We start from the raw sequence: 21,796 nt of genomic DNA on the forward strand, positions 1-21,796 counted from the left end.
CTGGGTCCTTACCGCCGGGCCGCAGCGCGCTGGCGTGAACGGGAAGCCAGGAGCCAGGACTGCATGTCCAGCAACGGCTTGCCGTCTTCGTCCAAGTGGTGCCTGGTCCAATGTCCGTGATCGTCCAGGTGCCAGCTGGCGGTCCCGTCGTCAACATAGCGGCGCAGCAGGTCCATGACAGTCGCCGTGTCTTCTTTGCTGGCCAGCTGCACCAGTGCCTCTACGCGGCGGTCCAGGTTGCGGTGCATCATGTCTGCGGAGCCGATGTACACCAACGGATCGCCACCGTTGCCGAAGGCAAAGACGCGTGAGTGTTCAAGGAAGCGACCCAGGACGGAGCGGACCCTGATGTTTTCGCTGAGTCCCGGCACCCCCGGGCGCAGGGAGCAGATACCGCGCACCACGACGTCAACCTTCACGCCGGCCTGCGAGGCCCGGTAGAGGGCATCGATGATGGCTTCGTCCACCATGGAGTTGACCTTGATCTGTACCAATCCGGGAGCGCCGGCCTGGGCATGGCGGATTTCGGCTTCAATCCTGTCCATCAAGCCGGCCCGCACCGATCGCGGCGCAACGAGCAACCTCTTGAACGTGGACTTTGGGGCGTAGCCGGAGAGCTGGTTGAACAGCTTGGAGAGGTCTTCTCCCACTTGTTCGTTGGCGGTCAGCAAGCCAAGGTCTTCGTAATAGCGGGCTGTGCGCGGGTGGTAGTTGCCGGTGCCGATGTGGCAGTAGCGCCGCAGTCCGTCCACTTCCTGGCGGACCACCAGGGACAACTTGCAGTGGGTCTTCAGGCCGACGATGCCGTACACCACGTGAACGCCCGCTTGTTCGAGCTTTCGCGCCCAGGAAATGTTGGCTTGCTCGTCGAAGCGGGCCTTGATCTCCACGAGGGCCAGGACCTGTTTGCCTGCCTCAGCGGCATCGATGAGAGCGTCAACGATGGGGGAGTCACCTGATGTCCGGTACAGGGTCTGCTTGATGGCCTGCACCTTGGGATCCGCTGCAGCCTGCTCCAGGAAGGCCTGAACGGAGGTGGAGAACGAGTCATACGGGTGGTGGAGCAGGATGTCCCTGCGGCGCATCGCTGCAAAGACGTTGGCGGCCTTCGAAGTCTCGGACTCGTTGAGGTAGCGGGACGTGTGCGGGACATGCTTGGGGTAGTGCAGGTCAGCGCGGTCAATGGCGCTGATAGCTGACAGTCCCCGGAGGTCCAACGGCGCGGGAACCGAGTAGACCTCGGACTCTTCAACCCCGAGCTCACGGATCAGCAAAGCCTTGATGTTCGGGTTGATATCGGTGGTGACCTCTAGGCGGACCGGCGGGCCAAACCGGCGGCGCAGGAGTTCCTTCTCCAGGGCCTGCAGGAGGTTCTCGGCGTCGTCCTCTTCTACTTCCAGGTCCTCATTGCGGGTGACGCGGAAGGTGTGGTGTTCCAAAACTTCCATCCCGGGGAAAAGCTTGTCCAAGTGGACAGCGATGACTTCTTCCAAGGCGATGAAACGGGCTACGCGGCCCGGGATGGCACCGGCGCGCGGTCCGTCCACGGAAATGAGGCGGGGGAGCTGGTCCGGAACCTTGACGCGGGCGAAGAGCTCCTTGTCGCTGATCGGGTTGCTGACGATCACGGCGAGGTTGAGGGAGAGGCCGGAGATGTAGGGGAAGGGATGTGCGGGGTCCACAGCCAGCGGCGTCAGGATGGGGAAGACCTTCTCCTGGAACATGATGCTGATCCGGTGGCGGGCATCCTCATCCAGTTCATTCCAGTGCATGATGTGGATGTGCTCGTAGGCCAGCGCCGGGCGGATCTGCTCAGCGAAGACCCTGGCGTGACGTTCCTGAAGCCTGTGGGCCTCTTCGCTGATCTGTTCCAGCACCTCAATGGGGCTCAGCCCGGCCGGTGAAGGCACAGCCAGGCCTGTGGCTATGCGCCGCTTGAGGCCGGCAACACGGACCATGAAGAACTCGTCGAGGTTGGAGGCAAAAATCGACAGGAAACCGACACGTTCCAACAGGAAAAGGTCAGGATCTTCGGCGAGCTCCAGCACACGGGAGTTGAAGGCCAGCCAGCTCAGCTCGCGGTCCAGGAAGCGGTCCGGGGAGATGTCGCCTTCGGGCTCCAGGCTCGGTGCGAATTCCGGAATATCGATGCGGTCCTGGGTGGCTCGCGAGGCCGGCACTTCCGATGATCCGAAGCGTGGGGGCAGGGTTGCGCCCTTCGAGGTGGATCCGGCGGTGCCGACGGGGTCCGGCTGCATGGGTTCTCCTAAGCTCAGGACGGGGTTTCCTCCCACATTACAAGCAATTGCGGTGCTCGAATCCAAGATGTCACCGGCTTTCCGGCAACTGATCCCCTCAGGTTAATTTTTGGTTAAAGGCCCATACATCACGTCGGTGTCCCAGCGAACAAAGCCAAGCTTCTGATATAGAGCTACTGCTGCCTCATTGTCAGCATCAACGTAGAGCATGACGGCGTGCAGGTCCTGGTCCTGGAGGTGCTTGATGCCCGCAACCGTGAGCGCCTTGCCAAGCCCCAAACCCTGCGCCGCTGGAGTCACGCCCACCACATAGACCTCGCCGATGGCCGGGTGGGGACCTTGCCGGGGATGGACCTTGGTCCAGTGGAAACCCAGCAGCTCGCCTTCAGCGTTCACAGCCAACAGGAAGCCTTCGGGATCGAACCAATCCTCAGCCTTGCGTGCCTCGAGGTCCGCCAGTGTCATGGACCCCTGTTCGGGGTGGTGGGAGAACGCGGCCCTATTGGCTGCCAGCCACGCCTGCTCATCCCGGCCCGGCACGAAGGCACGGAGCGAAACACCGTCCGGAAGTCCGGCGTCGGGCAGTGCTGCGGTTGAAGACATCAACCGCATCTTCCACAGTTCGCGCATCGGACCGTAACCGAACTGCGTGGCCAGCTCGGCGGCGGCCTCATGGTTGCCGTGGGACCATGCGCTTAATCCGTCGAGGCCCCGCTTGCCCTGCAGCGCGCCCAGCAGCCTTCCGGCAACGCCCTGGTTGCGGTAGCTGGGGTGGACGGCCAACTCCAGGACACCGCTTCCGTCTTCACTTTCAACGACGACGGCGACACCCGCCAGATCCTCTCCGGTGGCCGGATCAGAATCTTCGTCCGGTGCATACAGGACGAAGGACAAGACTGAATGCTCGCCCGAGTCCGCACCGCGCAGCATGACAATCGTCTGTTCGGAGAAGGGCGGATTCCCGTCGGACTCCCCGGCGGCTGCGGCGAGGGTCTTGACGTCCCTGAGGAGTTCAGTGTCCAAAGCTCCGGCAATGATCAGTACGGGCCAGTTTTCCGGGTGCGCGTGACTCATGATGCAAGGCTATACGTCCGGTGCAACCCTGATGATTTGATGTCACTGGAAATGGGAGGTAGTCTCAATATCTCGTTCGGCTTTGCGGTTTGTCCGCGAGTCAGCACAGGGGGGATCCACCAGTGGGGTGGCCTCGATACGTTCGACCCGTATGTCCTCCACCAGGAAATGAAAAAGAGGCCAGGATCCGTGTGGATCCTGGTCTCTTTTTTGGTCTGCTTCATCTGTCCGGGTTGCCGCTCAGGCTTCGGACAACTCATCGTCCGGGAGGCGGACAAGGGTGAGCCGGTAGCCCACGTTGCGGACTGTACTAATCAGGTTCTCGTGATCCACGCCGAGCTTGGCCCGAAGCCGCCGGATGTGGACGTCCACTGTCCTGGTGCCTCCGTAGTAGTCGTAGCCCCACACTTCGGTCAGCAATTGCTGGCGGGTGAATACGCGGCCCGGGTGCTGGGCCAGGTACTTCAGGAGTTCGAACTCCTTGAATGTCAGGTTGAGTGGCTGGCCGCTGACACGGGCGGTATAGCTTGCCTCGTCAATCACGACGCCGGCGGCCCGGATTTCGGTCTGGGTTTCCTCTTCGCCGGGGACGGCACGCGCCATGGCAAGCCTGATGCGGGCCTCTACCTCCGCAGGCCCGGCGGAGTCCAGCACAATGTCATCCACTGCCCAGGCCGAGGAGACAGCAGCCATGCCGCCCTCCGTGAGGATCAACATGAGCGGCGCACTGAGGCCGGTGGCTTTCAGCAACTGGGTCAGTGAGCGGGCACCCACCAGGTCCTTCCGGGCATCCAGGAAGACGATATCCGTGGGGTCGGTTTCCAGTAGTGCTGTGGGTTCTGCCGGGAGGATGTGCACGCGGTGGTTCAGCAACTCCAAGGCAGGCAAAATGTCCACCGAAGAGCCGGTGCTGTTCGTTAGGAGCAGGATGTGCGACATAGTTCCTCCAATGGGCTGTACGCGCATCATCGGGCGTCGAAACCGGAGTCTCACCGGTCGGTCACAACGCATTGGCAGCCTCTCCCGTTGTAACGGGATCGCGGCCAACACAGTGCGCTGTTGAAGTCTGAGTATACCCATCAGTGCCTTGCGACACATGGATTCGTGACGGGCAAGCGCTGGAATTACGACATATTGGGTCAGCTTAAGGCAGGATTGTCGAGAGGTCGTAAGGCGCATCGGATTGAGGTCGGCACACAGTGAAGTCTTGGAGCATCGGGGTATTCGGACTCGTGGCGCTCGCAGCCATCGTGGCCAGCACCTTCGTTTCCCGGGAAGCCATGGTGGGCGCAGGCATCGCGGCGTCAGCGGCTGTCGGGATCGGGTGGCCGCACTTTCTGGCTGTCCCGGCCAAGAAAACGCTGGCCGCCGTCATTGGTCTCGCCGGCGCGGGATCTGCTGTCACCGCTGCCTATATGCCGGCGCCCGGATTCCTGGACGGTACACCCGCGTTCGTGGCTCTGGGCGTGATGGCAGTGTTCGTCGTCCAACTGGTCAGGGGCACCGGGCAGGCCCAACGCTTGGAATCCACCCTCGGCTGCTCTGCCGGTGTGCTGCTGAACTGCCTTGGCGCGGGATGGATCGCCAGTGCACGGTTCAACGGCGTCAAGGAGATGGTCCTCGTGGCCGGACTCAGTGCCGCGGTGGCCCTGCTGGTGGGAATCATCCGTTGGCCGGACCGGATCGTGGCTCCGCTCGGCGTTGTGATGGCTGGCCTGATGGGGCCGCTGGCAGGGCTTGTTTTCTCCGATATCGCCGTGCTTCCGGCCGCTTTGGTTGGCGTGGTGGTGGGTTCCGTCCTCGTTTGCTTCCGGCGGATGACCACCCTCCGGCGGGGGCGCCTCAACATCCCGGCAGCAATAGGAATGGGCGTAGCGCCCGTTTGGGCTGTGGGGGCCTTGGCTTACTTCATAGACAAACTACTCATCTACTAACGGTTAGGATTGCATCATGTCTGTACTCGCATTTGAAATCTTCTTCCTCGTTCTCCTTGGTCTGGCCAGCGTCGCCATGGCATGGTTTGCGGGATTTGTCGTTTACCGCCTTTTCAAGGGCCAGAAGTAACCTTCTGATCCTGCAGCTCGACAGAGGTAATCGTTGTGCCTATTGAGATCCCAACAGATCTGACGCCCGAACTCGTCCCTCTTTCCTGGCTCATTGGTGAGTGGGAAGGCCGCGGCCGGCTCGGCAGCGGAGACGAGGATTCCGAGCATTTCGTCCAGCACGTGTCCTTCACCCACAACGGGCTTCCGTACTTGCAGTACCGGGCCGAGACCTGGCTCAGTGACGACGCCGGCGAGAAGTTGCGCCCGTTGACCGTTGAGACAGGGTTCTGGGCGTTGGAGCGGAAGCTTGAAGAGGGCGACGGCGGTCCCGGCCTGATCCCGGCCGACATCGTCCCCGTCCTCAAGACAGCTGACGAAGTCGAGGAGCGTCGAAACAAGGAGGGCGGCTTCGACATCTCAGTGTCGATCGCCCACCCCGGCGGAATCACCGAGCTTTACTACGGCCAGATCAAGGGACCCCAGATCCAGCTGAGCACCGACATGGTGATGCGTGGAAGCCACTCCAAGGAGTACACGGCGGCCACCCGCATCTTCGGTTTGGTTGATGGCAACCTCCTTTGGCGCTGGGATGTCGCTGCCAGCGGCAAGGCTCTCGAAGCGCACGCCTCGGCATTCCTCCACAAGGTGTCCTGACCCGAGGCCTCACTGTACGTTCCACGGCAACCAGCAGAAGGAGCAGATAGTGAACAACCTCAAACCGGAGGGCTACAGTGGGCTTAAGGCTGTCTTCTTCAATGGCACGCTGAAGCCCTCGCCGCAGCTCAGCAATACCGACGGCCTGATCAAAATCAGCCGGGACATCATGGAGAAGCAGGGCGTCAGTACCCGCCTCATCCGGACCGTGGACCACGACATCGCCAGTGGTGTCTACCCGGACATGCGCGAGCACGGCTGGAAGACCGACGAGTGGCCTGAGATCTACCCGCATGTCCGCGACGCCGACATCGTTGTGGTTGCAGGGCCCATCTGGTTGGGCGACAACTCATCCATGACCAAGAAACTCATCGAGCGCTTGTATGCCCACTCCGGCGAACTGAACAGCAAGGGCCAATGGGCTTTCTACCCCAAGGTGGGCGGCTGCCTCATCACCGGCAATGAAGACGGCATCAAACACTGTTCCATGAACGTGCTGTACAGCCTTCAGCACATCGGCTTCACCATTCCGCCCCAGGCCGACGCCGGATGGATCGGCCCGGTGGGACCCGGACCCAGCTATCTTGATGAAGGATCGGGCGGGCCTGAGAGTGATTTTACTAACAGGAATGCCACCTTCATGACGTGGAACCTGCTCCACATGGCCAAGCTCCTGCGGGATGCCGGGGGAATTCCCGCCTACGGCAACTTGCCGGAGGAATGGAAAGCGGGCACCCGATTCGATTTCGAAAACCCGGAATACCGCTGACCCGCAAGGACTTCTACTACATATGACTTACAAGAGCCCCCTGTTGTCGCGCCCTGGCGCCGTTGAAGATACCGGCCTCGATGCCGGCGTCGCGGCCCACTACGGTGAACCCCTGCGTGAGCAGCGCGCCCTGGCGACCGGTACCGCCGTCGTCGATCTTTCGCACCGTGGCGTGGTGACCGTGAGCGGCCCGGACCGGCTCAGCTGGCTGAACACACTCTCCTCCCAGCAGCTCACGAATCTCCAGCCGGGCGTCGCCAGCGAACTGCTGCTGCTCAGCGTCCAAGGCCGCATCGAGTTCGATGCCCGCGTTATTGACGACGGCAGCACCACGTGGCTGATCGTAGAGACCGCCGAGGCCGCGCCGCTTGCTGAGTGGTTGAACCGGATGAAGTTCATGCTCCGCGTCGAGATCAACGACGTCTCGGAGCATTGGGCCGTGCTGGGCGCCACCAAGCCGGTGGAGCAACTGTCCGGCCGCCTCGTGTGGGAGGATCCGTGGCCGCACGTGAGCCCTGGGGGTTACGCATACAGCATCGTCCCGGAAGAATCGCATCCCGGACTTGAACGCCCTTGGTTCGAGTACCTTGTACCGGCCAGCGAGTTGGATGAAGTCGTTGAAGGCCTTCCCCTGGCAGGCGCCATGGCGGCAGATGCCTTGAGGATTGCAGCGTGGCGGCCCCGCCTTGGCGCCGAGACTGATGAAAAGACGATTCCCCACGAGCTGGATCTCTTGAGGACCTCGGTGCACCTGAACAAGGGCTGCTACAAGGGCCAGGAGACCATAGCGCGTGTCCACAACCTTGGCCACCCGCCCCGGCGCCTCGTGTTCCTCCAGCTTGATGGGTCACAGCACACGTTGCCGGCCGTTGGCAGCGTCGTATTTGTCGGGGAGCGCAAGGTAGGTACTCTGACATCGGTGGCGCAGCACTTTGAAATGGGACCCGTTGCTCTGGCCGTGATCAAACGGTCCGTTTCGGCGGAAGAAACCCTGACAGTGATGGACGGCGAGGAACCGTACATCGCAGCCCAGGAAGTGATCGTCGCCCCCGACGCCGGCCAGGTTGTCGGGCGCCAGACCGGATTCCTGAAGGGACCCCACCGATGACCCAAGCTACAGGCCCCGACGACGAAACGTTGGCCTTGGCCCATGCCTTGTTCGATGCTGCCCGCGAAGGTGACGCAGAACTGCTGCGTGGCTACTTGAACGCCGGCGCTCCTGCCACGTTGACGAATGCCGCTGGTGACTCCCTGCTGATGCTGGCGGCCTACCACGGGCATGCGGAAGCCGTGCAGCTGATCCTCCATCACGGTGCTGACGTAAACGCCGCGAATGATCGAGGACAGACCCCACTCGCCGGAGCTGTCTTCAAGGGATACACGGATGTGGCGCGGGTCCTGCTGGACGCGGGAGCAGATCCCGACGCCGGAACTCCCACCGCGCGCGAGGCCGCCTCGATGTTCGCCCGATCGGAGATCCAAGCCCTCCTGGGCTAAAGCAGGTATCACGAGGGGAGCCCGGTCGCTGTGCGGCCGGGCTTTCCTGCGTGCGGGCTTTCTTGCGTGCCGGATACTCCACGTGGAATAGTTGTTGTGGAATAGTTGTTGTGGAATATTTGATGGGGAAGAAGGTCATCGTGCCGAAAATCGCAGAACTGACGCCGCTCGGTGTCGCTTCACTGGCGCTCCTGGCAGAGCAACCCATGCATCCGTACGAGATGTACCAATTGTTGATGGCACGCCATGAGGACCGCCTCGTCAAAGTCCGCCCCGGCACGCTTTATCACGCAGTGGGCCGGCTGGCGGAAAGCGGGCTTGTGGAGGCCGCAGGAACGGAACGCGAAGGCAACCGTCCCGAACGGACCACCTACAGGATTACCGCCGCCGGACATGAGGCCCTCGATGCGCGGATCCAAGACATGCTCTCCACGCCCGTCAACGAATACCCCGTGTTTCCCCACGCAATCGCCGAAGCCCATAACCTTCCCGCGGCTGTGGTGATGGAACTGCTGGCGGAGCGGCTGGCAGCCCTCGGAGCCGATCTCGACTTCCTCGTGCATGCCGAGGCAACCGTGACAGCCAAGGGGCTGGATCGCAAGTACTGGATCGACATCACGTATCAACAAGCAATGCGCCGAACGGAGATCGCGTGGATCCGCGAACTCCTCGAGGAGTTGCGCAATGGGCGCCTGCCCTGGGATGAACCCCGGCCAACTCCAACCGAACTTTCATACAAGCCAAAGGAATCCCTTGGAAAACGTAGCTAAGCCGTGGCCGGCCCTGTGGTCACTGGTGGTGGGCTTCTTCATGATCCTCATCGACACCACTATCGTGTCGGTGGCCAACCCTCGGATCATGGAGGGCCTCAACACGGACATCAATGCCGTCATTTGGGTTACCAGCGCCTACTTGTTGGCCTATGCCGTGCCGTTGCTGATCACTGGCAGGCTGGGTGACCGCTTTGGGCCCAAGAACCTGTACCTGATCGGCTTGGTTGTCTTTACGCTCGCTTCGCTGTGGTGCGGACTCTCCGGCGACGTCACCATGTTGATCGCGGCCCGGGCAGTCCAAGGCTTGGGTGCGGCCATGATGACTCCCCAAACCATGGCCGTAATTACGCGCATTTTCCCTCCGGACCGCCGTGGTGCAGCCATGGGGTTGTGGGGAGCCACAGCCGGCATGGCTGTGCTGATCGGACCGATCCTCGGTGGCTTGCTCGTGGACAGCCTCGGCTGGGAGTGGATCTTCTTCGTCAATGTCCCCATCGGGATCGTGGCCTTCATCCTGGTGATGCGTTTCGTGCCGAAACTGACCACGCACAGCCATACGTTCGACGTCGTGGGCGTGGTGCTTTCCGCCGTCGGCATGTTCCTGCTGGTCTTCGGCATCCAAGAGGGTCAAACGTACAAGTGGGGAACAGTCACAGGCTTCGTTTCCGTGTGGGGACTGATCATTACAGGACTTGTGGTCCTGGTGCTGTTTGTCGCCTGGCAATGGCTCCTTGAACGCCGGGGCGGGGAACCCCTGCTGCCGCTTGGCCTGTTCAAGGACCGCAACTTTTCCCTGGGCAACACCGCCATCATGGCGGTTGGCTTCACGGTGACCGCCTTCCCGCTGCCCACCATCTTCTACTACCAAACCGTCCGGGGACTGACGCCGACGCAGTCTGCGTTGCTGATGATTCCCATGGCCGTTATTTCAGGTGCGCTGGCCCCGTTCGTGGGCAAGCTCATAGACCGTGCCAACCCGCGCTGGTTCGCATCCTTCGGCCTCGTCTGTCTGGCCGGGGCTCTGTTCTGGACGGCGTCCCTGCTGGGGCCGGATACTCCCATCTGGATGTTCCTGCTGCCCAGCGCACTGCAAGGTGTTGCCAATGCCTTCATCTGGGGGCCGGTGTCCAACGCGACCACCCGCAACCTGGAACCACGCCAGGCAGGGGCCGGTTCCGGCGTCTTCAACACCACGCGCCAAATCGGTGCTGTCCTCGGTTCGGCTGCCATCGCCGCCCTTATCCAGTCGCGGCTCGCAGCGGAGTTGCCCGCAGCTCCCGCCGGGGCTCCTGTTGGCGAAGCCTCCCTGGGCGGAGTGTTGCCGGAAGCGCTCCACGCGGGATTCTCGACGGCGATGAGCCAGTCCATCATGTTGCCCGCCTGCGCGATTCTGCTGGGTGCCGTGGTGGCGTTGTTCTTTGGCAAGCCAAAGTCGGTCAGCGGTTGGGGTGGGGAAGCGGCTGGAGAGCCGGCCGTGCAGGAAACTGTCCGGAAGTAGCATTTGTTCGGTGTCGGGACCAGCCCACTTTTGGGCTGGTCCTGCCCTGTTTAAGCGCTGTTCCCGCCCTTTACTTGCCCAATGTAGGGCCGGTTCGGCGCTTTGTTAGCCGAGGAGCACGCTCGCGTGGAGCCCGCCGGTGGCAAAGCCAAGGCTGCGGGCCATCGCGAGCGCTCCGGTGTTGCTGACATCGGCCTTCCATTGGAGGGTCAGCCCGGATGCCAGGGCCTCGTGCGCAGCGATGGACGCGGCCAGGGTGCCCACGCCGCGTCGTCGCCAGGGAGGCGCAACCAGGACGCCCATGTTGGCCAGGATGCCTTCCCACTCGGCATAGGCTCCGCAGGCCACGGGCGTAGGCTGGTCCTCTTCGGGGTGCATGATAGTGAAGCGATGCTCGAGCCCTTGCAACCCGACTTCATTGACGTCATCCGGCGGGCATAATCCCTCCAGGCTGATTGCTTCGGGGTTGCCCTGCGAAACCGTGAGTTCGTCGGACGGCTGCTTGAGCGGTAGATCGTCCGCGAAGAACAAGGCGGATGACCCGAGGCCGTGTCCGCCGTGTGACCGGGTGATGGTCAGCAGCGTCACGTGCTGAGCGAGCTCGGTGTCCGGAATTGGCGCCGCCGCATCCAGCGCCCACTGCGGCCCCACGAGCGCCGAGACGCCAAAGAGGCGCAGGAAAACCAAGGCCCGCGCAGAATCATCCACACGGGTAATGCGGTTGCCGGGTTCCCCTGGGTCTACCGCAGAAGCGGTGAGCCGGGCAGCCGCGCTGGCGAAAGCGTCGTCGTCGAGCCCCAAACGGCGAGCCCACGCCAGCTGGATAATGGCAGCAGACGTGGGCTCTAGAGTCATGGATTCAGCCTAGCGGACTAGCCGAACAGCACAGACGCTTCGTCGTAACGGTGTTGCGGCACGGTCTTGAGCTTGCCGAGAGCTTCCTCGAAGCCCACGTGGGAGATGTCCGTCCCCTTCAGGGCCACCATGGTGCCCCAGCGACCTTCCACCACGGAGTCGATGGCTGCCATGCCCAGGCGCGTGGCCAGGACGCGGTCGTAGGCCGTGGGGACGCCACCACGTTGGATGTGGCCGAGGATGGTGGCCCGCGTTTCGATGCCCGTGCGCGCTTCGATTTCGGGGGCGAGCTGGTCAGCGATGCCGCCAAGGCGGGGACGGCCGAACGTATCCAGGCCGCGCTCGGAGTGCGGGGACTCCATGTGGTCCGGAACGAAGCCCTCGGCAACCACTACCAGCGGCGCACGGCCACGGTCGTGGGCTTCCTGGACCCATTCGGTGATCTGTTCGATGCTTGCCTTCTGCTCCGGAATCAGGATGGCGTGGGCCCCGGCTGCCATGCCGGCGTGCAAGGCGATCCAACCGACGTGGCGGCCCATGACTTCGGCGATCATGCAGCGGTGATGGGATTCGCCGGTGGTGCGCAGCCGGTCGATGGCCTCAGTGGCGATCTGGACAGCGGTATCGAAACCGAAAGTGTAATCAGTGGCATCAAGGTCGTTGTCCACGGTCTTGGGGACGCCAACAATCTTCAGGCCCGCGTCGGTGAGGCGCTTGGCAGCTGCCAGTGTTCCCTCGCCCCCGATAGCGATGATGGCGTCGATGCCAAGGCGTTCCATGTGTGCCTTGATGACGTCCGGGCCACCGCCGTTTTCAAACGGGTTGGTGCGGGAGGTGCCCAGAATGGTGCCACCCTGCTTAGCGATACCGCGGACCATGGTGCGGGGGATGTCGATGACATCACCTTCAACTACACCGCGCCAGCCGTCGCGGAAGCCCACAAACTCCTGGCCGTGGATGGCAATGCCCTTAAGGACTGATCCCCGGATCACTGCGTTGAGGCCGGGGCAGTCGCCACCGCTGGTAAGAATGCCAATTTTCATGTTTGCTCACTCATGGCTTGGAGGAATACGTGCAGAGCGCCACGCTGAGCTCCCAATGATTGTAGACGCGCATGTGGGGTGGGACACAAACGGTTACTTTTGACCTTGGCCGTGCGGTATTGGAAACCTAGCTGAAAACAACGAAACGCCCCGCTAACTGGCGGGGCGTTCCATTGTTTCGGCTTGCCGTAACCGGCAACTACCGGGAACGCTGGCTGATGAAAGATTCGAGCGCGATCTTGTTGTTCTGGTCAGGCAAGATGAGCCAGCCCAGGATATAGGCCACGAATGCGGGGCCGGGCAGCAGGCAGAAGAGCAGGAAAGCGACCCGGACGTACGCTACGTCGACCCTGAGCTTTGCTGCGATTCCGCCGCAGACTCCGCCGAGCCAGCGTTGCGGACCACGCTTCAGGCCGAAGCCCCTGACGATGCTGAAGAACTTGTCCATGGCTACACCCTTCCCTGTTGCGGTTGCTTTGTCACGTTGCTGCTTCGAGTCACTTCGCCGGGCTCTTCGTGCTGCCGGAACCCTTACGGGCCGAGACGAGACCACCGACCACCAGGGCTGCGCCGGCGCCGATCATCAGGCCGATCAGGACATACGTACCGTTCAGCGTGACCCAACCGAGTGTCGAGATGACAATTAGGGCCGCCAGGGCGATCACAATCAATCCCCACACCACTGTGCCGATCCGTGCCTGGTGGGGTTCGTCGTCGTCCGCGTGCTCCACCTTGAAGCTGGGCTCCAACGGTGGCGTGAGCGGGATCTGCTGAAGGCTCGGCTTTGGAAGGGCCTCCGTGGGGCGGGTTTCCTTGGGCAGTGGCTCGGTTGCTTGGGCTTCCCGTGCCTTGCCTGGCTCGTTGGTGCTCATATCAGTTTCCTTCCTGGATGGTCACGTTGCTGAACGTGCCGTCAATTTCCACCACGAGGTTGGCTCCGGGCTTTTCTGTGTTGTAGAGGGTTCTCTCGTCCTGCAGCCGGCCGCCCCGGTCCGTGCCGCGTTCGTTGAGGTTGCCGAATGTCATGTCTGCCCGGACCTCAACGGGGACGTCATCGGGAATGACCACGGTGACGTTGCTGGCTGTGGCATCAACCGGAATCAGGACCTCGGAAACCAGCGGGGGCGTCATGGTGATTTCGCTCAGGTCCACCACACCTTGTGCCCCGGTTACATCGATGCCTTGCCGTGCCTGCTCCAGACTGGTGGGCGCCCAGTTCACGTCATGGAAGGTGAAGCGGTCGCCGTCCCTGGGGACCACATTGAAGATTCCGCCGATGATCAGGGCGGCCACGGCGAGGAAGCCAAGGAAGCCTGACGTCCGCCCACGAAGTCCCGCGATGAGGATGCCCAACCCGAGTACGGCGGCACCGGCAGCCCACACCACGGCGTTGCCCGAGTTGCCCAAATCAATGACGTTTCCGGCGTCGAGCGCTTTCAACGTGCCGCCGGCAAGAAGTGCCGCACCGGCTGAGACCGAAACGATCGCAGCCCCGGGTCCCCTGCGCTTGGGAACGGCGGGCTTTGGTTGCCAGCCTTGCGGGGGAGTGGAACCGTAAGGAGGACGCGGGCCCGAAGGCGTGGACGGTCCTGAGGGGCCGAACGGCCCTGACGGGGGAACCGGCCCGGAGCCGTGGCCATGACCGGAACCGTAGGCGCCGCCTGCGGAAGGAGCTCCGTAGGTTTTGCTGCCGGGCTGGCCACTGCCGTAGACAGGCACACCGGTGTTAGTGCCGGTGGTCGTGGTGGACGCGAAGGACGTGGGCGTACCGTAGGCAGCTGTGTTGCCGGAAGAGTACGGCGTCGCGGAGTAATTCTGATGGCCCACAGGTGGAGTTCCCTTCGAAGCTTTGTTGCGTTGAACCAGGAAGTAGATGAGGTAGAAGACGCCGCCCATCCAGAAGAGCGTCCAGAACAGTCCGGGCAGTCCATCCCAACCCCAGCCCCAGAAGCCGCGGCCCAGGCTGGGCAGGCCGATAATGGTGGTGATCAACGCACCGGTCATGCCCCCTGACCATCGGCCCGCGGCTGCTTCCTGCACGTGGATGCGGCCGTCAGGCTCCGGGAGGAGCGCCCAGGCTACGCCGTACAGCAGCACGCCGACGCCCGCGAACAGTGCCAGGACAATGAAGATGCCCCTCACAATCAGGGGGTCGATGCCGAACCGGTGGGCCACTCCGCTGGAGACGCCGCCGATCCAACGGTCCGGTCCCCGGCGGATGCCTTGGTCACGGATCCAGTCGAAGAAGTTCTGCTGGGAGGTTGCAGGAGCGCTGCCGGCCTGCGGATAACCGCCGCTGGCGGCACCGGTTCCCGAGGGCACGCGGGCTTCATCGGGTGCCGCGGATGGTGCCCCCGAAGGTGCCCCGGAGGGTGCCCCGGACGTAGCGCCAGGGGCGCCGGTGGAAGCGCCGGTGTTGGCGCTGGAGCCGGATTCGCCGGCGGTGCCTGGCGTTCCGGGTTCCTCTGGGTTCATGCTGTTCGCGTTCATACTTCGATCCTGCCGCCCGGGCCATCCTTCCCTCTACTGGGGGATACCCTGATTGATCCCTGAGCGACCCCCGAACAACGCCGGTTTCCGGTCCGGGGCACCCTGATCCGTGTTTGGATTGGTACATGACAACCGTTGTGCAACGCCCCACGCTGGTCCGCAGCAGCGACCGCATGATCGCGGGCGTTTGCAGCGGTTTGGCCGATCATTTGGGCTGGCCGGTCAAGTTCGTCCGGCTGGGGATGATTCTGGCCTGCTTCGCCGGTGGAGCAGGCGTGGCCTTCTACGCGTGGCTGTGGACCATGGTTCCCACCGCGGACGAGAACGCCAAGCGCAACGCCCGCCGCCCGGCGTCGCCCATTGCTCCTGCGGTGAGCCTCCCGCCCACCTTCGCGGCCCCCGGCCCTTCCGCGGAGCCAACGTACGACGCCGGCCCCTCGCCGACCGTGGCCGGCGCGCCTCCGGTATCCGGTTCAGTCACAGGGAGCAGTCGTGTTCCAGGCAACGGTTCTGTCCCGGGTAATGGTTCTGTCCTCGGGCAGGCAGGCGCCGGGTCCGTCGCCGAACCTGCGGCCTTTGGCAGTGCCGCGTCATCGTGGGATTGGGCAGGATCCAGGGGCGAAGCAGCCAACGGCACCGGAAGTACGTTGTCGTCCTGGTTCACGTTCCGCAAGATCCAATACGGCAAGGAAATCCTGCTCGGCGCAGCCTTGCTCTTGGTTGCTGCGATCCTGATCGCCCGCCAGTTCGGCGTCGACGTCCCTTTGGGCACACTGATTCCGGCGGCCGCCATCCTCGGTGGCGCAGCTATTGCCTGGATGCAGCTCGATGAGACCCGCAGGGCCGGCCTGGTGGACAAGACGAAGGCCGACCAGGCCGGCGGATGGACGCGCCTGGCAGCGGGTTTGGCGCTAGTGGTGGCCGGCGTCCTGGTGATGGTGTCCGGTTCGGGGTCGTGGGAGCAGACGTGGCTGGCGCTCCTTGCCTCTGTCGCTGTCCTGGGCGGTGTTGCCTTGGTATTGCTGCCGTGGGGGCTGAAGTTCTGGAAGGACCTTGAAACGGAACGGGCCGGCAGGGTCCGTGAAACTGAACGCGCAGAGATCGCTGCCCACTTGCACGACTCCGTCCTTCAGACCCTGGCGCTCATCCAGCGCCGGGCGGGCTCCGAGCAGGACGTCATCCGGCTCGCAAGGGCCCAGGAACGCGAACTCCGCTCTTGGCTGTTCAGTGATCCCGCCAAGGAATCGGGCCTTCTGGCTGACAGGATCAAGGCCGTGGCGGCAGAAGTGGAGGACTCCCATGGGCATGCCGTTGAGGTAGTCACTGTAGGGGACACCGACATGACGGACCGGCATGAGGCCTTGGTCCAGGCAGCCAGGGAAGCCATGCTCAATGCCGCCCGCCATGGTGGCGGGACAGTGTCCGTTTACTTGGAGAGCACTGCCGGCAGTACGGAAATCTTCATCAAGGACCGCGGCCCGGGCTTCGACCCTGATGCTGTCCCGGATGACAGGCTGGGCGTGAAGGAGTCGATCATCGGCCGGATGAAGCGGCACGGCGGCACGGCGGTCATCAACAGCAGCAGCGATGGGACGGAAGTCCGATTGTCCCTTCCATCAATAAGTCCGGACGCCGGCGAGCAGCGGAATGGTGAGCAGCGGAATGGCGACCTGCGGAATGCCGAACATCGGAATGGAGAAACAAAGCAATGAACAACAGCCCTGAAAGTGGTGTCGGACGCAGGGTGCGTGTGGTCATCGTGGACGACCACACCATCTTCCGTTCTGGTTTGAAAGCGGACCTCGACGAACGCATGGATGTGGTGGGCGAGGCCGGCACCGTGGAGCAGGCCATTGCCGTCATAGCCGAGACGCGCCCTGAAGTCGTGCTCCTGGACGTGCACCTCCCGGGCGGATTGGGCGGTGGCGGACGTGAAGTCATTGCCGGCTCCGGCGCTTTGCTCGGCACCACCAGCTTCCTTGCCTTGAGCGTGTCCGACGCCGCCGAGGACGTGGTGTCGGTGATCCGGGCCGGAGCACGTGGATACGTCACCAAAACCATCTCGGGCAAGGAGATTTCCGACGCCGTCATCCGCGTGGCCGATGGCGATGCCGTCTTCTCTCCCCGTTTGGCAGGCTTTGTGCTGGACGCTTTCGGGACCGCTCCCGCTGACATCGCAGACGACGAATTGGACAAGCTTTCTGCCCGCGAACTCGAAGTCATGCGGCTCATTGCCCGGGGTTACAGCTACAAGGAGGTGGCCAAGGAGCTGTTCATCTCCATCAAGACGGTGGAAACACATGTGTCGGCAGTACTGAGGAAGCTACAGCTATCCAGCCGCCACGAACTTACCAAGTGGGCGGCCGAGCGTCGCCTCCTCTAACGCTCCCTCACGTCCCGTCGGGTTTTCCCGATCGGTCTCTCACGTCCCGCGCCTTAAACGGAAACGCTCTTCCACCTGTCACAGGTGGAAGAGCGTTTGCGTTGGCTGGTTGCTACTTGGCCTTGCCCAGGAACTCCTGGATGCGGCGGACACCCTCTGCGAGGTCGTCATCGCCGAGTGCGTAGGACAACCGCACGTAGCCGGATGGACCGAAGGCTTCGCCCGGAACGACGGCAACTTCAACTTCGTCGAGGATCAGCGTGGCGAGTTCCGCAGAGGTGGACGGGCGGACGGGACCATTGGAGGTCTCAAATTCCTTACCCAACAGGCCGCGCACGTCCGCGTAGACGTAGAAGGCGCCGGTCGGCGTCGGGCATTCAACACCTTCGATCGCGTTCAGGCCGGCGACAATCGCCTTGCGGCGTCGGTCGAACGCAACTTTCATTTCGTCGACGGCGGTCAGCGGCCCCGTGAGGGCTGCTGCGGCTGCGATCTGCATGATGTTGGAGACGTTGGACGTCGCATGGGACTGCAGGTTGGTGGCGGCCTTGATGACGTCGGCAGGGCCGATCATCCATCCCACGCGCCAACCGGTCATCGCGTAGGTCTTGGCAACACCGTTGAGGATGACAACCTTGTCGCCCAGTTCCGGCGCAGCAGTGGCGATGGACGTGAACTCGACGCCGTCGTAGGTCAGGTGCTCGTAGATCTCGTCAGTGACAACCCAGAGGCCCTTGGACGCGGCCCACTTGCCGATCTCCGCAACCTGCTCCGGGCTGTAAACAGCGCCGGTGGGGTTGGACGGGGAAACGAACAACAGGATCTTGGTCCTGTCCGTGACAGCGGCTTCGAGCTGCTCGACGGTTACCAGGTAGCCCTGTTCCGGGCCGGCGAAGACCTCAACGGGCACGCCGCCGGCGAGCCGGATGGCTTCCGGGTACGTGGTCCAGAAAGGGGTGGGGATGATGACTTCGTCGCCCGGGTCCACGAGGGTCGCGAACGTGTTGTAGACGGCCTGCTTACCCCCGTTGGTCACCAGGACCTGGGAAGGATCAACCTGGTAACCGGAGTCCCGCAGGGTCTTCTCGGCGATAGCCTTCTTCAGCTCGGGGAGCCCACCTGCGGGGGAGTAGCGGTGGTACTTCGGCTGGCCTGCCGCCTCAATGGCGGCCTGGACGATGTAGTCCGGGGTTGGAAAATCAGGTTCGCCGGCACCGAAACCGATCACGGGACGTCCCGCGGCCTTCAGTGCCTTGGCCTTGGCGTCAACGGCAAGGGTGGCGGATTCTGCAATGGCGGAGATTCGCTGTGAAATGCGGGCGGTAGTTGTTCCGGCAGACATCTATGTACCGTTCTACGCAGGCAGCTCGAGGGCTGGATGATGGGATTCGACGTAAACTACCTTATGCTGTTCTGCGGAGCTCCCGGGTGCCTACAGAACTTTGTGACTGATAATGCTGGTCACAGGCTTTTAGGGCTGGGAGGTCCGGAATCGGGCCGGTTCGACTAACGCGAAATTCTTGCGTAGACTGGTTCACCGGTGTTGAAAAGCACCGCAGGCTGAAGTGCGGCCTGAAACATGGATTCGATCCATAGGGTAGTGGCGCAATTGGTAGCGCAGCGGTCTCCAAAACCGCAGGTTGCAGGTTCGAGTCCTGTCTGCCCTGCGCAAGCTGTTCCGGCGGAAACGCCGGGGCACGCGCAGCAACCATGGCTCTGATCAGAGTCGGGTCAACGACTTTGCAAGGTGAGTGAGGACCAGGTGACCGAAACAGCTGCCAGCAGCTCGAAGGGCCGTCCCGCCAAGAAAGCCGATCGCGGCTTCTTCGCCCGTATTGCACTCTTCGTCCGCCAGGTCATTGGTGAACTGAAGAAGGTCGTTGCGCCCACCCGCAAGGAACTGATCAATTACACGCTCGTGGTGCTGGTGTTCGTGGCCATCATGATGCTCATCGTCAGCCTGCTGGACATCGCCTTCGGGACGGGAGCCAGCTGGGTCTTCGGTGGGACAGGCGTCACGGACCGCTAAGCGGATCTGTCCGCAAACTGTGTGAAATTCCTTGTTAGCTCAGGGATTTTGCGGGGTTTGCGGAATTGAGCCATTTAAATAGGCATGTTAGGCAATGAGGAAGCAGGAGACCAAGTGTCTGAGCAGGAGCTCGAGGTAAACGAGACTGAGCTGGAAGAAACTGAGGGCGCCGCAGCTGAGGCTGTGGAAGAGTCCGAGGTTGATTCCGCTGCGCCCGAATCTGCCGACGCCGACGATTCCGAAGAGGACTTCGAAGCTGACGTGGACGCCGAGTCTGATGCCGCGTCGGACGACGCTGCAGGCGACGAGGAAGAGTCCGACGGCGACGACCTGGCAGCCGCTGCTGCTGCAGCGCCGGCCGATCCGGCTGAAGAATTCAAGGGCAAGCTGCGCCGCCAGGAAGGTGACTGGTACGTCATCCACTCCTACGCCGGTTACGAAAACCGCGTGAAGGCCAACCTTGAGACCCGCATCCAGACCCTGGACATGGAAGATTACATCTTCGAGATCCAGGTGCCCATGGAAGAGGTCGTCGAGATCAAGAACGCGCAGCGCAAGGTCATCAACCGCGTGCGCATTCCCGGCTATGTCCTTGTCCGCATGGACCTGACCGATGCTTCCTGGGGCGCCGTTCGCCACACGCCGGGTGTCACCGGCTTCGTGGGCAACGCCCACAACCCCGTCCCGCTGCGGCTCGATGAGGTCTTCTCCATGCTCGCCCCGGTCTTCGAAGAAGAGCAGGCAGAGCAGGGCAAGCCCGTCAACAAGCAGAACCAGGCTCCCGTGGCCGTCGACTTCGAGGTCGGCGAGTCGGTCATCGTCAAGGAAGGTCCGTTCGAGACCCTCCCGGCAACGATCTCCGAGATCAAGCCCGAGTCCCAGACCCTGGTGGTCCTGGTCTCGATCTTCGAGCGCGAAACCCCGGTGACGCTCGCATTCAACCAGGTCACCAAGATCTAGCTGATTCCAAAATTTCGCTCCAGTCCTGCCTGCTTAGCAGTTCGGGAGCGGCCGGCCGCCTCGCCATGGCGGCCACCAACCTGGGACGCGCTCCTGTGTCCCAGGAAGCTATTGAGAGAAGGACCCTACATTGGCTCCCAAGAAGAAGGTCACCGGCCTCATCAAGCTGCAGATCCAGGCAGGTGCCGCTAACCCGGCTCCGCCGATCGGTCCTGCGCTTGGCCAGCACGGTGTCAACATCATGGAATTCTGCAAGGCGTACAACGCTGCAACGGAATCCCAGCGCGGAAACGTTATCCCGGTTGAAATCACGGTTTACGAAGACCGTTCCTTCACCTTCATCACCAAGACCCCGCCGGCTGCAGAGCTCATCAAGAAGGCTGCAGGCGTCGCCAAGGGTTCGGCTACCCCGCACACCGTCAAGGTTGCAAAGCTGACCCAGGCACAGGTTGAGGAAATTGCTTCCACCAAGATGGAAGACCTCAACGCCAACGACATCAAGGCAGCTGCCCTGATCATCGCAGGCACCGCCCGCTCCATGGGCATCACCGTAGAAGGCTAGTAACCTTCGAAGGCCCTTGTGGCCTTCACCCGCCGGGCAACCGGCATCTGAAACATTGAAATGTCGCAGGATCCTTGCCGGATCCGCGACTTGTGGCAGGGCCCAGCGCGGTCCGCAGACCACAACTGCACAAGGAGAAATAGCAGCATGGCAAAGCGCAGCAAAGCATATGAGGCAGCCGTAGCCAAGATCGAGGCAGACAAGGTCTACGCCCCGATCGAGGCCATCACCCTCGCGAAGGACACCAATCCTTCCAAGTTCGACGCAACCGTTGAGGTCGCTTTCCGTCTGGGCGTTGACCCGCGTAAGGCTGACCAGATGGTTCGTGGCACCGTCAACCTGCCCCACGGCACCGGTAAGACCGCCCGCGTCCTCGTTTTCGCAACCGGCGACAAGGCTGAAGCAGCTATCGCTGCCGGCGCCGACTTCGTTGGTTCCGATGACCTGATCGAAAAGATCGCAGCCGGCTGGACCGACTTCGACGCCGCAGTGGCAACCCCTGACCTCATGGGCAAGGTTGGCCGCCTCGGTAAGGTCCTCGGCCCGCGTAACCTGATGCCGAACCCGAAGACCGGTACGGTTACCCCGGATGTCACCAAGGCTGTCAACGACATCAAGGGTGGCAAGATCGACTTCCGCGTCGACAAGCACTCCAACCTGCACTTCATCATCGGCAAGGTGTCCTTCGACGTCAACAAGCTGGCTGAGAACTACGCAGCTGCTCTGGAAGAGGTGCTTCGCTTGAAGCCGTCCGCTTCCAAGGGCCGCTACATCCAGAAGGCTACCGTTGCCACCACGTTCGGTCCGGGCATCACCGTTGACCCGAACGTCACCAAGGTCCTCGTCGACGCGTAAGCTTCGCGGGCACTTGCTCTGATAAAAGGACCGTCCGGCTTTGCCGGGCGG

Annotated in this window: 22 protein-coding genes and 1 tRNA gene; 14 read left to right on the forward strand and 9 right to left on the reverse strand. The window is 62.6% G+C overall.

Annotated features, from left to right (window positions below; all coding sequences use genetic code 11):
* Positions 1-8: 8 nt before the first annotated feature.
* The 3 genes from AC6CH8_RS12380 to AC6CH8_RS12390 all read right to left on the reverse strand — a co-directional run bounded on the left by AC6CH8_RS12380 (position 9) and on the right by AC6CH8_RS12390 (position 4,271).
* A complete protein-coding gene (locus AC6CH8_RS12380) occupies positions 9-2,258 on the reverse strand; it encodes an RNA degradosome polyphosphate kinase (RefSeq protein WP_091469049.1) in 2,250 nt (749 codons plus the stop codon).
* A 102-nt stretch (positions 2,259-2,360) separates the two neighbouring features.
* Positions 2,361-3,332, reverse strand: coding sequence for a mycothiol synthase (mshD, locus tag AC6CH8_RS12385; RefSeq protein WP_498190849.1), 972 nt, complete (start codon positions 3,330-3,332; stop codon positions 2,361-2,363).
* Positions 3,333-3,572: 240 nt separating this feature from the next.
* Positions 3,573-4,271, reverse strand: coding sequence for a winged helix-turn-helix transcriptional regulator (locus tag AC6CH8_RS12390; RefSeq protein WP_018776718.1), 699 nt, complete (start codon positions 4,269-4,271; stop codon positions 3,573-3,575).
* Positions 4,272-4,531: 260 nt separating this feature from the next.
* On the opposite strand from AC6CH8_RS12390, the gene AC6CH8_RS12395 reads away from it, so the two are divergent.
* The 7 genes from AC6CH8_RS12395 (at position 4,532) to AC6CH8_RS12425 (ending at position 10,568) form a co-directional block, all read left to right on the forward strand.
* Positions 4,532-5,266: a permease gene (locus tag AC6CH8_RS12395; protein WP_091469045.1), complete on the forward strand. Its 735-nt coding sequence runs from the start codon at positions 4,532-4,534 to the stop codon at positions 5,264-5,266.
* Between the two features lie 165 nt (positions 5,267-5,431).
* Positions 5,432-6,031, forward strand: coding sequence for a nitrobindin family protein (locus tag AC6CH8_RS12400; protein ID WP_017200247.1), 600 nt, complete (start codon positions 5,432-5,434; stop codon positions 6,029-6,031).
* A 49-nt stretch (positions 6,032-6,080) separates the two neighbouring features.
* Positions 6,081-6,800 (forward strand): flavodoxin family protein, encoded by a 720-nt coding sequence (locus AC6CH8_RS12405; protein ID WP_178997229.1) that lies wholly within the window; start codon positions 6,081-6,083, stop codon positions 6,798-6,800.
* Positions 6,801-6,822: 22 nt separating this feature from the next.
* A complete protein-coding gene (ygfZ, locus tag AC6CH8_RS12410; RefSeq protein ID WP_420178631.1) occupies positions 6,823-7,908 on the forward strand; it encodes a CAF17-like 4Fe-4S cluster assembly/insertion protein YgfZ in 1,086 nt (361 codons plus the stop codon).
* Complete coding sequence (locus AC6CH8_RS12415; protein WP_420178630.1) at positions 7,905-8,297, forward strand: ankyrin repeat domain-containing protein; 393 nt, start codon at positions 7,905-7,907, stop codon at positions 8,295-8,297. The genes ygfZ and AC6CH8_RS12415 overlap by 4 nt, the downstream gene beginning before the upstream one ends.
* Positions 8,298-8,437: 140 nt before the next feature.
* The gene (locus tag AC6CH8_RS12420) at positions 8,438-9,067 is read left to right on the forward strand and encodes a PadR family transcriptional regulator (RefSeq protein ID WP_498190993.1); all 630 of its coding nucleotides are present in this window, start codon (positions 8,438-8,440) and stop codon (positions 9,065-9,067) included.
* Entirely contained in the window at positions 9,051-10,568 is a 1,518-nt protein-coding gene (locus AC6CH8_RS12425) for a DHA2 family efflux MFS transporter permease subunit (protein WP_498190852.1), read from the forward strand. The genes AC6CH8_RS12420 and AC6CH8_RS12425 overlap by 17 nt, the downstream gene beginning before the upstream one ends.
* 105 nt (positions 10,569-10,673) lie before the next feature.
* Here AC6CH8_RS12425 and AC6CH8_RS12430 read toward each other — a convergent pair whose 3' ends face one another.
* The 5 genes from AC6CH8_RS12430 to AC6CH8_RS12450 form a co-directional block, all read right to left on the reverse strand.
* Positions 10,674-11,423 (reverse strand): GNAT family N-acetyltransferase, encoded by a 750-nt coding sequence (locus AC6CH8_RS12430; protein WP_364306914.1) that lies wholly within the window; start codon positions 11,421-11,423, stop codon positions 10,674-10,676.
* 17 nt (positions 11,424-11,440) lie between these two features.
* Positions 11,441-12,466: an ATP-dependent 6-phosphofructokinase gene (locus AC6CH8_RS12435; protein WP_014922397.1), complete on the reverse strand. Its 1,026-nt coding sequence runs from the start codon at positions 12,464-12,466 to the stop codon at positions 11,441-11,443.
* 199 nt (positions 12,467-12,665) lie between these two features.
* Positions 12,666-12,914: a PspC domain-containing protein gene (locus AC6CH8_RS12440; RefSeq protein ID WP_054809083.1), complete on the reverse strand. Its 249-nt coding sequence runs from the start codon at positions 12,912-12,914 to the stop codon at positions 12,666-12,668.
* A gap of 49 nt (positions 12,915-12,963) precedes the next feature.
* Positions 12,964-13,338 carry a hypothetical protein gene (locus AC6CH8_RS12445; protein WP_498190855.1) on the reverse strand — a complete coding sequence of 125 codons (375 nt, stop codon included), beginning with the start codon at positions 13,336-13,338 and terminating at the stop codon, positions 12,964-12,966.
* 1 nt (position 13,339) lies between these two features.
* The gene (locus tag AC6CH8_RS12450; RefSeq protein WP_498190857.1) at positions 13,340-14,956 is read right to left on the reverse strand and encodes a PspC domain-containing protein; all 1,617 of its coding nucleotides are present in this window, start codon (positions 14,954-14,956) and stop codon (positions 13,340-13,342) included.
* Between the two features lie 125 nt (positions 14,957-15,081).
* Here AC6CH8_RS12450 and AC6CH8_RS12455 point away from each other — a divergent pair, with 125 nt between their 5' ends.
* Together AC6CH8_RS12455 and AC6CH8_RS12460 are read left to right on the forward strand one after the other, a co-directional pair.
* Positions 15,082-16,668, forward strand: a complete 1,587-nt coding sequence (locus AC6CH8_RS12455) for an ATP-binding protein (RefSeq protein WP_498190859.1) — start codon at positions 15,082-15,084, stop codon at positions 16,666-16,668.
* Complete coding sequence (locus AC6CH8_RS12460) at positions 16,665-17,339, forward strand: LuxR C-terminal-related transcriptional regulator (RefSeq protein WP_498190861.1); 675 nt, start codon at positions 16,665-16,667, stop codon at positions 17,337-17,339. Before AC6CH8_RS12455 ends, AC6CH8_RS12460 begins: the two co-directional genes overlap by 4 nt.
* Before the next feature lie 112 nt (positions 17,340-17,451).
* Here the strand turns inward: AC6CH8_RS12460 and AC6CH8_RS12465 are convergent, their stop codons facing one another.
* Complete coding sequence (locus AC6CH8_RS12465; protein ID WP_178997212.1) at positions 17,452-18,681, reverse strand: pyridoxal phosphate-dependent aminotransferase; 1,230 nt, start codon at positions 18,679-18,681, stop codon at positions 17,452-17,454.
* Positions 18,682-18,933: 252 nt separating this feature from the next.
* Between AC6CH8_RS12465 and AC6CH8_RS12470 the strand changes: the two genes are divergently transcribed.
* The 5 genes from AC6CH8_RS12470 (at position 18,934) to rplA (ending at position 21,745) form a co-directional block, all read left to right on the forward strand.
* Positions 18,934-19,006: transfer RNA gene (locus tag AC6CH8_RS12470), tRNA-Trp, on the forward strand.
* A gap of 80 nt (positions 19,007-19,086) precedes the next feature.
* On the forward strand, positions 19,087-19,368 hold the full coding sequence (secE, locus tag AC6CH8_RS12475; RefSeq protein ID WP_091469017.1) for a preprotein translocase subunit SecE: 282 nt from the start codon (positions 19,087-19,089) through the stop codon (positions 19,366-19,368).
* Positions 19,369-19,482: 114 nt separating this feature from the next.
* The gene (gene nusG, locus AC6CH8_RS12480; protein ID WP_498190864.1) at positions 19,483-20,328 is read left to right on the forward strand and encodes a transcription termination/antitermination protein NusG; all 846 of its coding nucleotides are present in this window, start codon (positions 19,483-19,485) and stop codon (positions 20,326-20,328) included.
* Between the two features lie 130 nt (positions 20,329-20,458).
* Positions 20,459-20,890 carry a 50S ribosomal protein L11 gene (gene rplK, locus AC6CH8_RS12485; protein ID WP_011775609.1) on the forward strand — a complete coding sequence of 144 codons (432 nt, stop codon included), beginning with the start codon at positions 20,459-20,461 and terminating at the stop codon, positions 20,888-20,890.
* Between the two features lie 147 nt (positions 20,891-21,037).
* Complete coding sequence (gene rplA, locus AC6CH8_RS12490) at positions 21,038-21,745, forward strand: 50S ribosomal protein L1 (RefSeq protein ID WP_011775608.1); 708 nt, start codon at positions 21,038-21,040, stop codon at positions 21,743-21,745.
* Positions 21,746-21,796 lie beyond the last annotated feature (51 nt).

It is taken from the genome of Paenarthrobacter sp. GQ52 (assembly GCF_059759005.1).

Excerpts from the sequence above, each read along its gene's own strand:
- AC6CH8_RS12445 (WP_498190855.1), bottom strand. The coding sequence starts at position 13,338 with ATGAGCACCAACGAGCCAGGCAAGGCACGGGAAGCCCAAGCAACCGAG.
- AC6CH8_RS12465 (WP_178997212.1), bottom strand. The coding sequence starts at position 18,681 with ATGTCTGCCGGAACAACTACCGCCCGCATTTCACAGCGAATCTCCGCC.
- AC6CH8_RS12455 (WP_498190859.1), top strand. The coding sequence starts at position 15,082 with ATGACAACCGTTGTGCAACGCCCCACGCTGGTCCGCAGCAGCGACCGC.
- AC6CH8_RS12460 (WP_498190861.1), top strand. The coding sequence starts at position 16,665 with ATGAACAACAGCCCTGAAAGTGGTGTCGGACGCAGGGTGCGTGTGGTC.
- AC6CH8_RS12440 (WP_054809083.1), bottom strand. The coding sequence starts at position 12,914 with ATGGACAAGTTCTTCAGCATCGTCAGGGGCTTCGGCCTGAAGCGTGGT.
- AC6CH8_RS12450 (WP_498190857.1), bottom strand. The coding sequence starts at position 14,956 with ATGAACGCGAACAGCATGAACCCAGAGGAACCCGGAACGCCAGGCACC.
- AC6CH8_RS12415 (WP_420178630.1), top strand. The coding sequence starts at position 7,905 with ATGACCCAAGCTACAGGCCCCGACGACGAAACGTTGGCCTTGGCCCAT.
- AC6CH8_RS12380 (WP_091469049.1), bottom strand. The coding sequence starts at position 2,258 with ATGCAGCCGGACCCCGTCGGCACCGCCGGATCCACCTCGAAGGGCGCA.
- AC6CH8_RS12435 (WP_014922397.1), bottom strand. The coding sequence starts at position 12,466 with ATGAAAATTGGCATTCTTACCAGCGGTGGCGACTGCCCCGGCCTCAAC.
- ygfZ (WP_420178631.1), top strand. The coding sequence starts at position 6,823 with ATGACTTACAAGAGCCCCCTGTTGTCGCGCCCTGGCGCCGTTGAAGAT.
- mshD (WP_498190849.1), bottom strand. The coding sequence starts at position 3,332 with ATGAGTCACGCGCACCCGGAAAACTGGCCCGTACTGATCATTGCCGGA.
- AC6CH8_RS12390 (WP_018776718.1), bottom strand. The coding sequence starts at position 4,271 with ATGTCGCACATCCTGCTCCTAACGAACAGCACCGGCTCTTCGGTGGAC.
- AC6CH8_RS12430 (WP_364306914.1), bottom strand. The coding sequence starts at position 11,423 with ATGACTCTAGAGCCCACGTCTGCTGCCATTATCCAGCTGGCGTGGGCT.
- rplA (WP_011775608.1), top strand. The coding sequence starts at position 21,038 with ATGGCAAAGCGCAGCAAAGCATATGAGGCAGCCGTAGCCAAGATCGAG.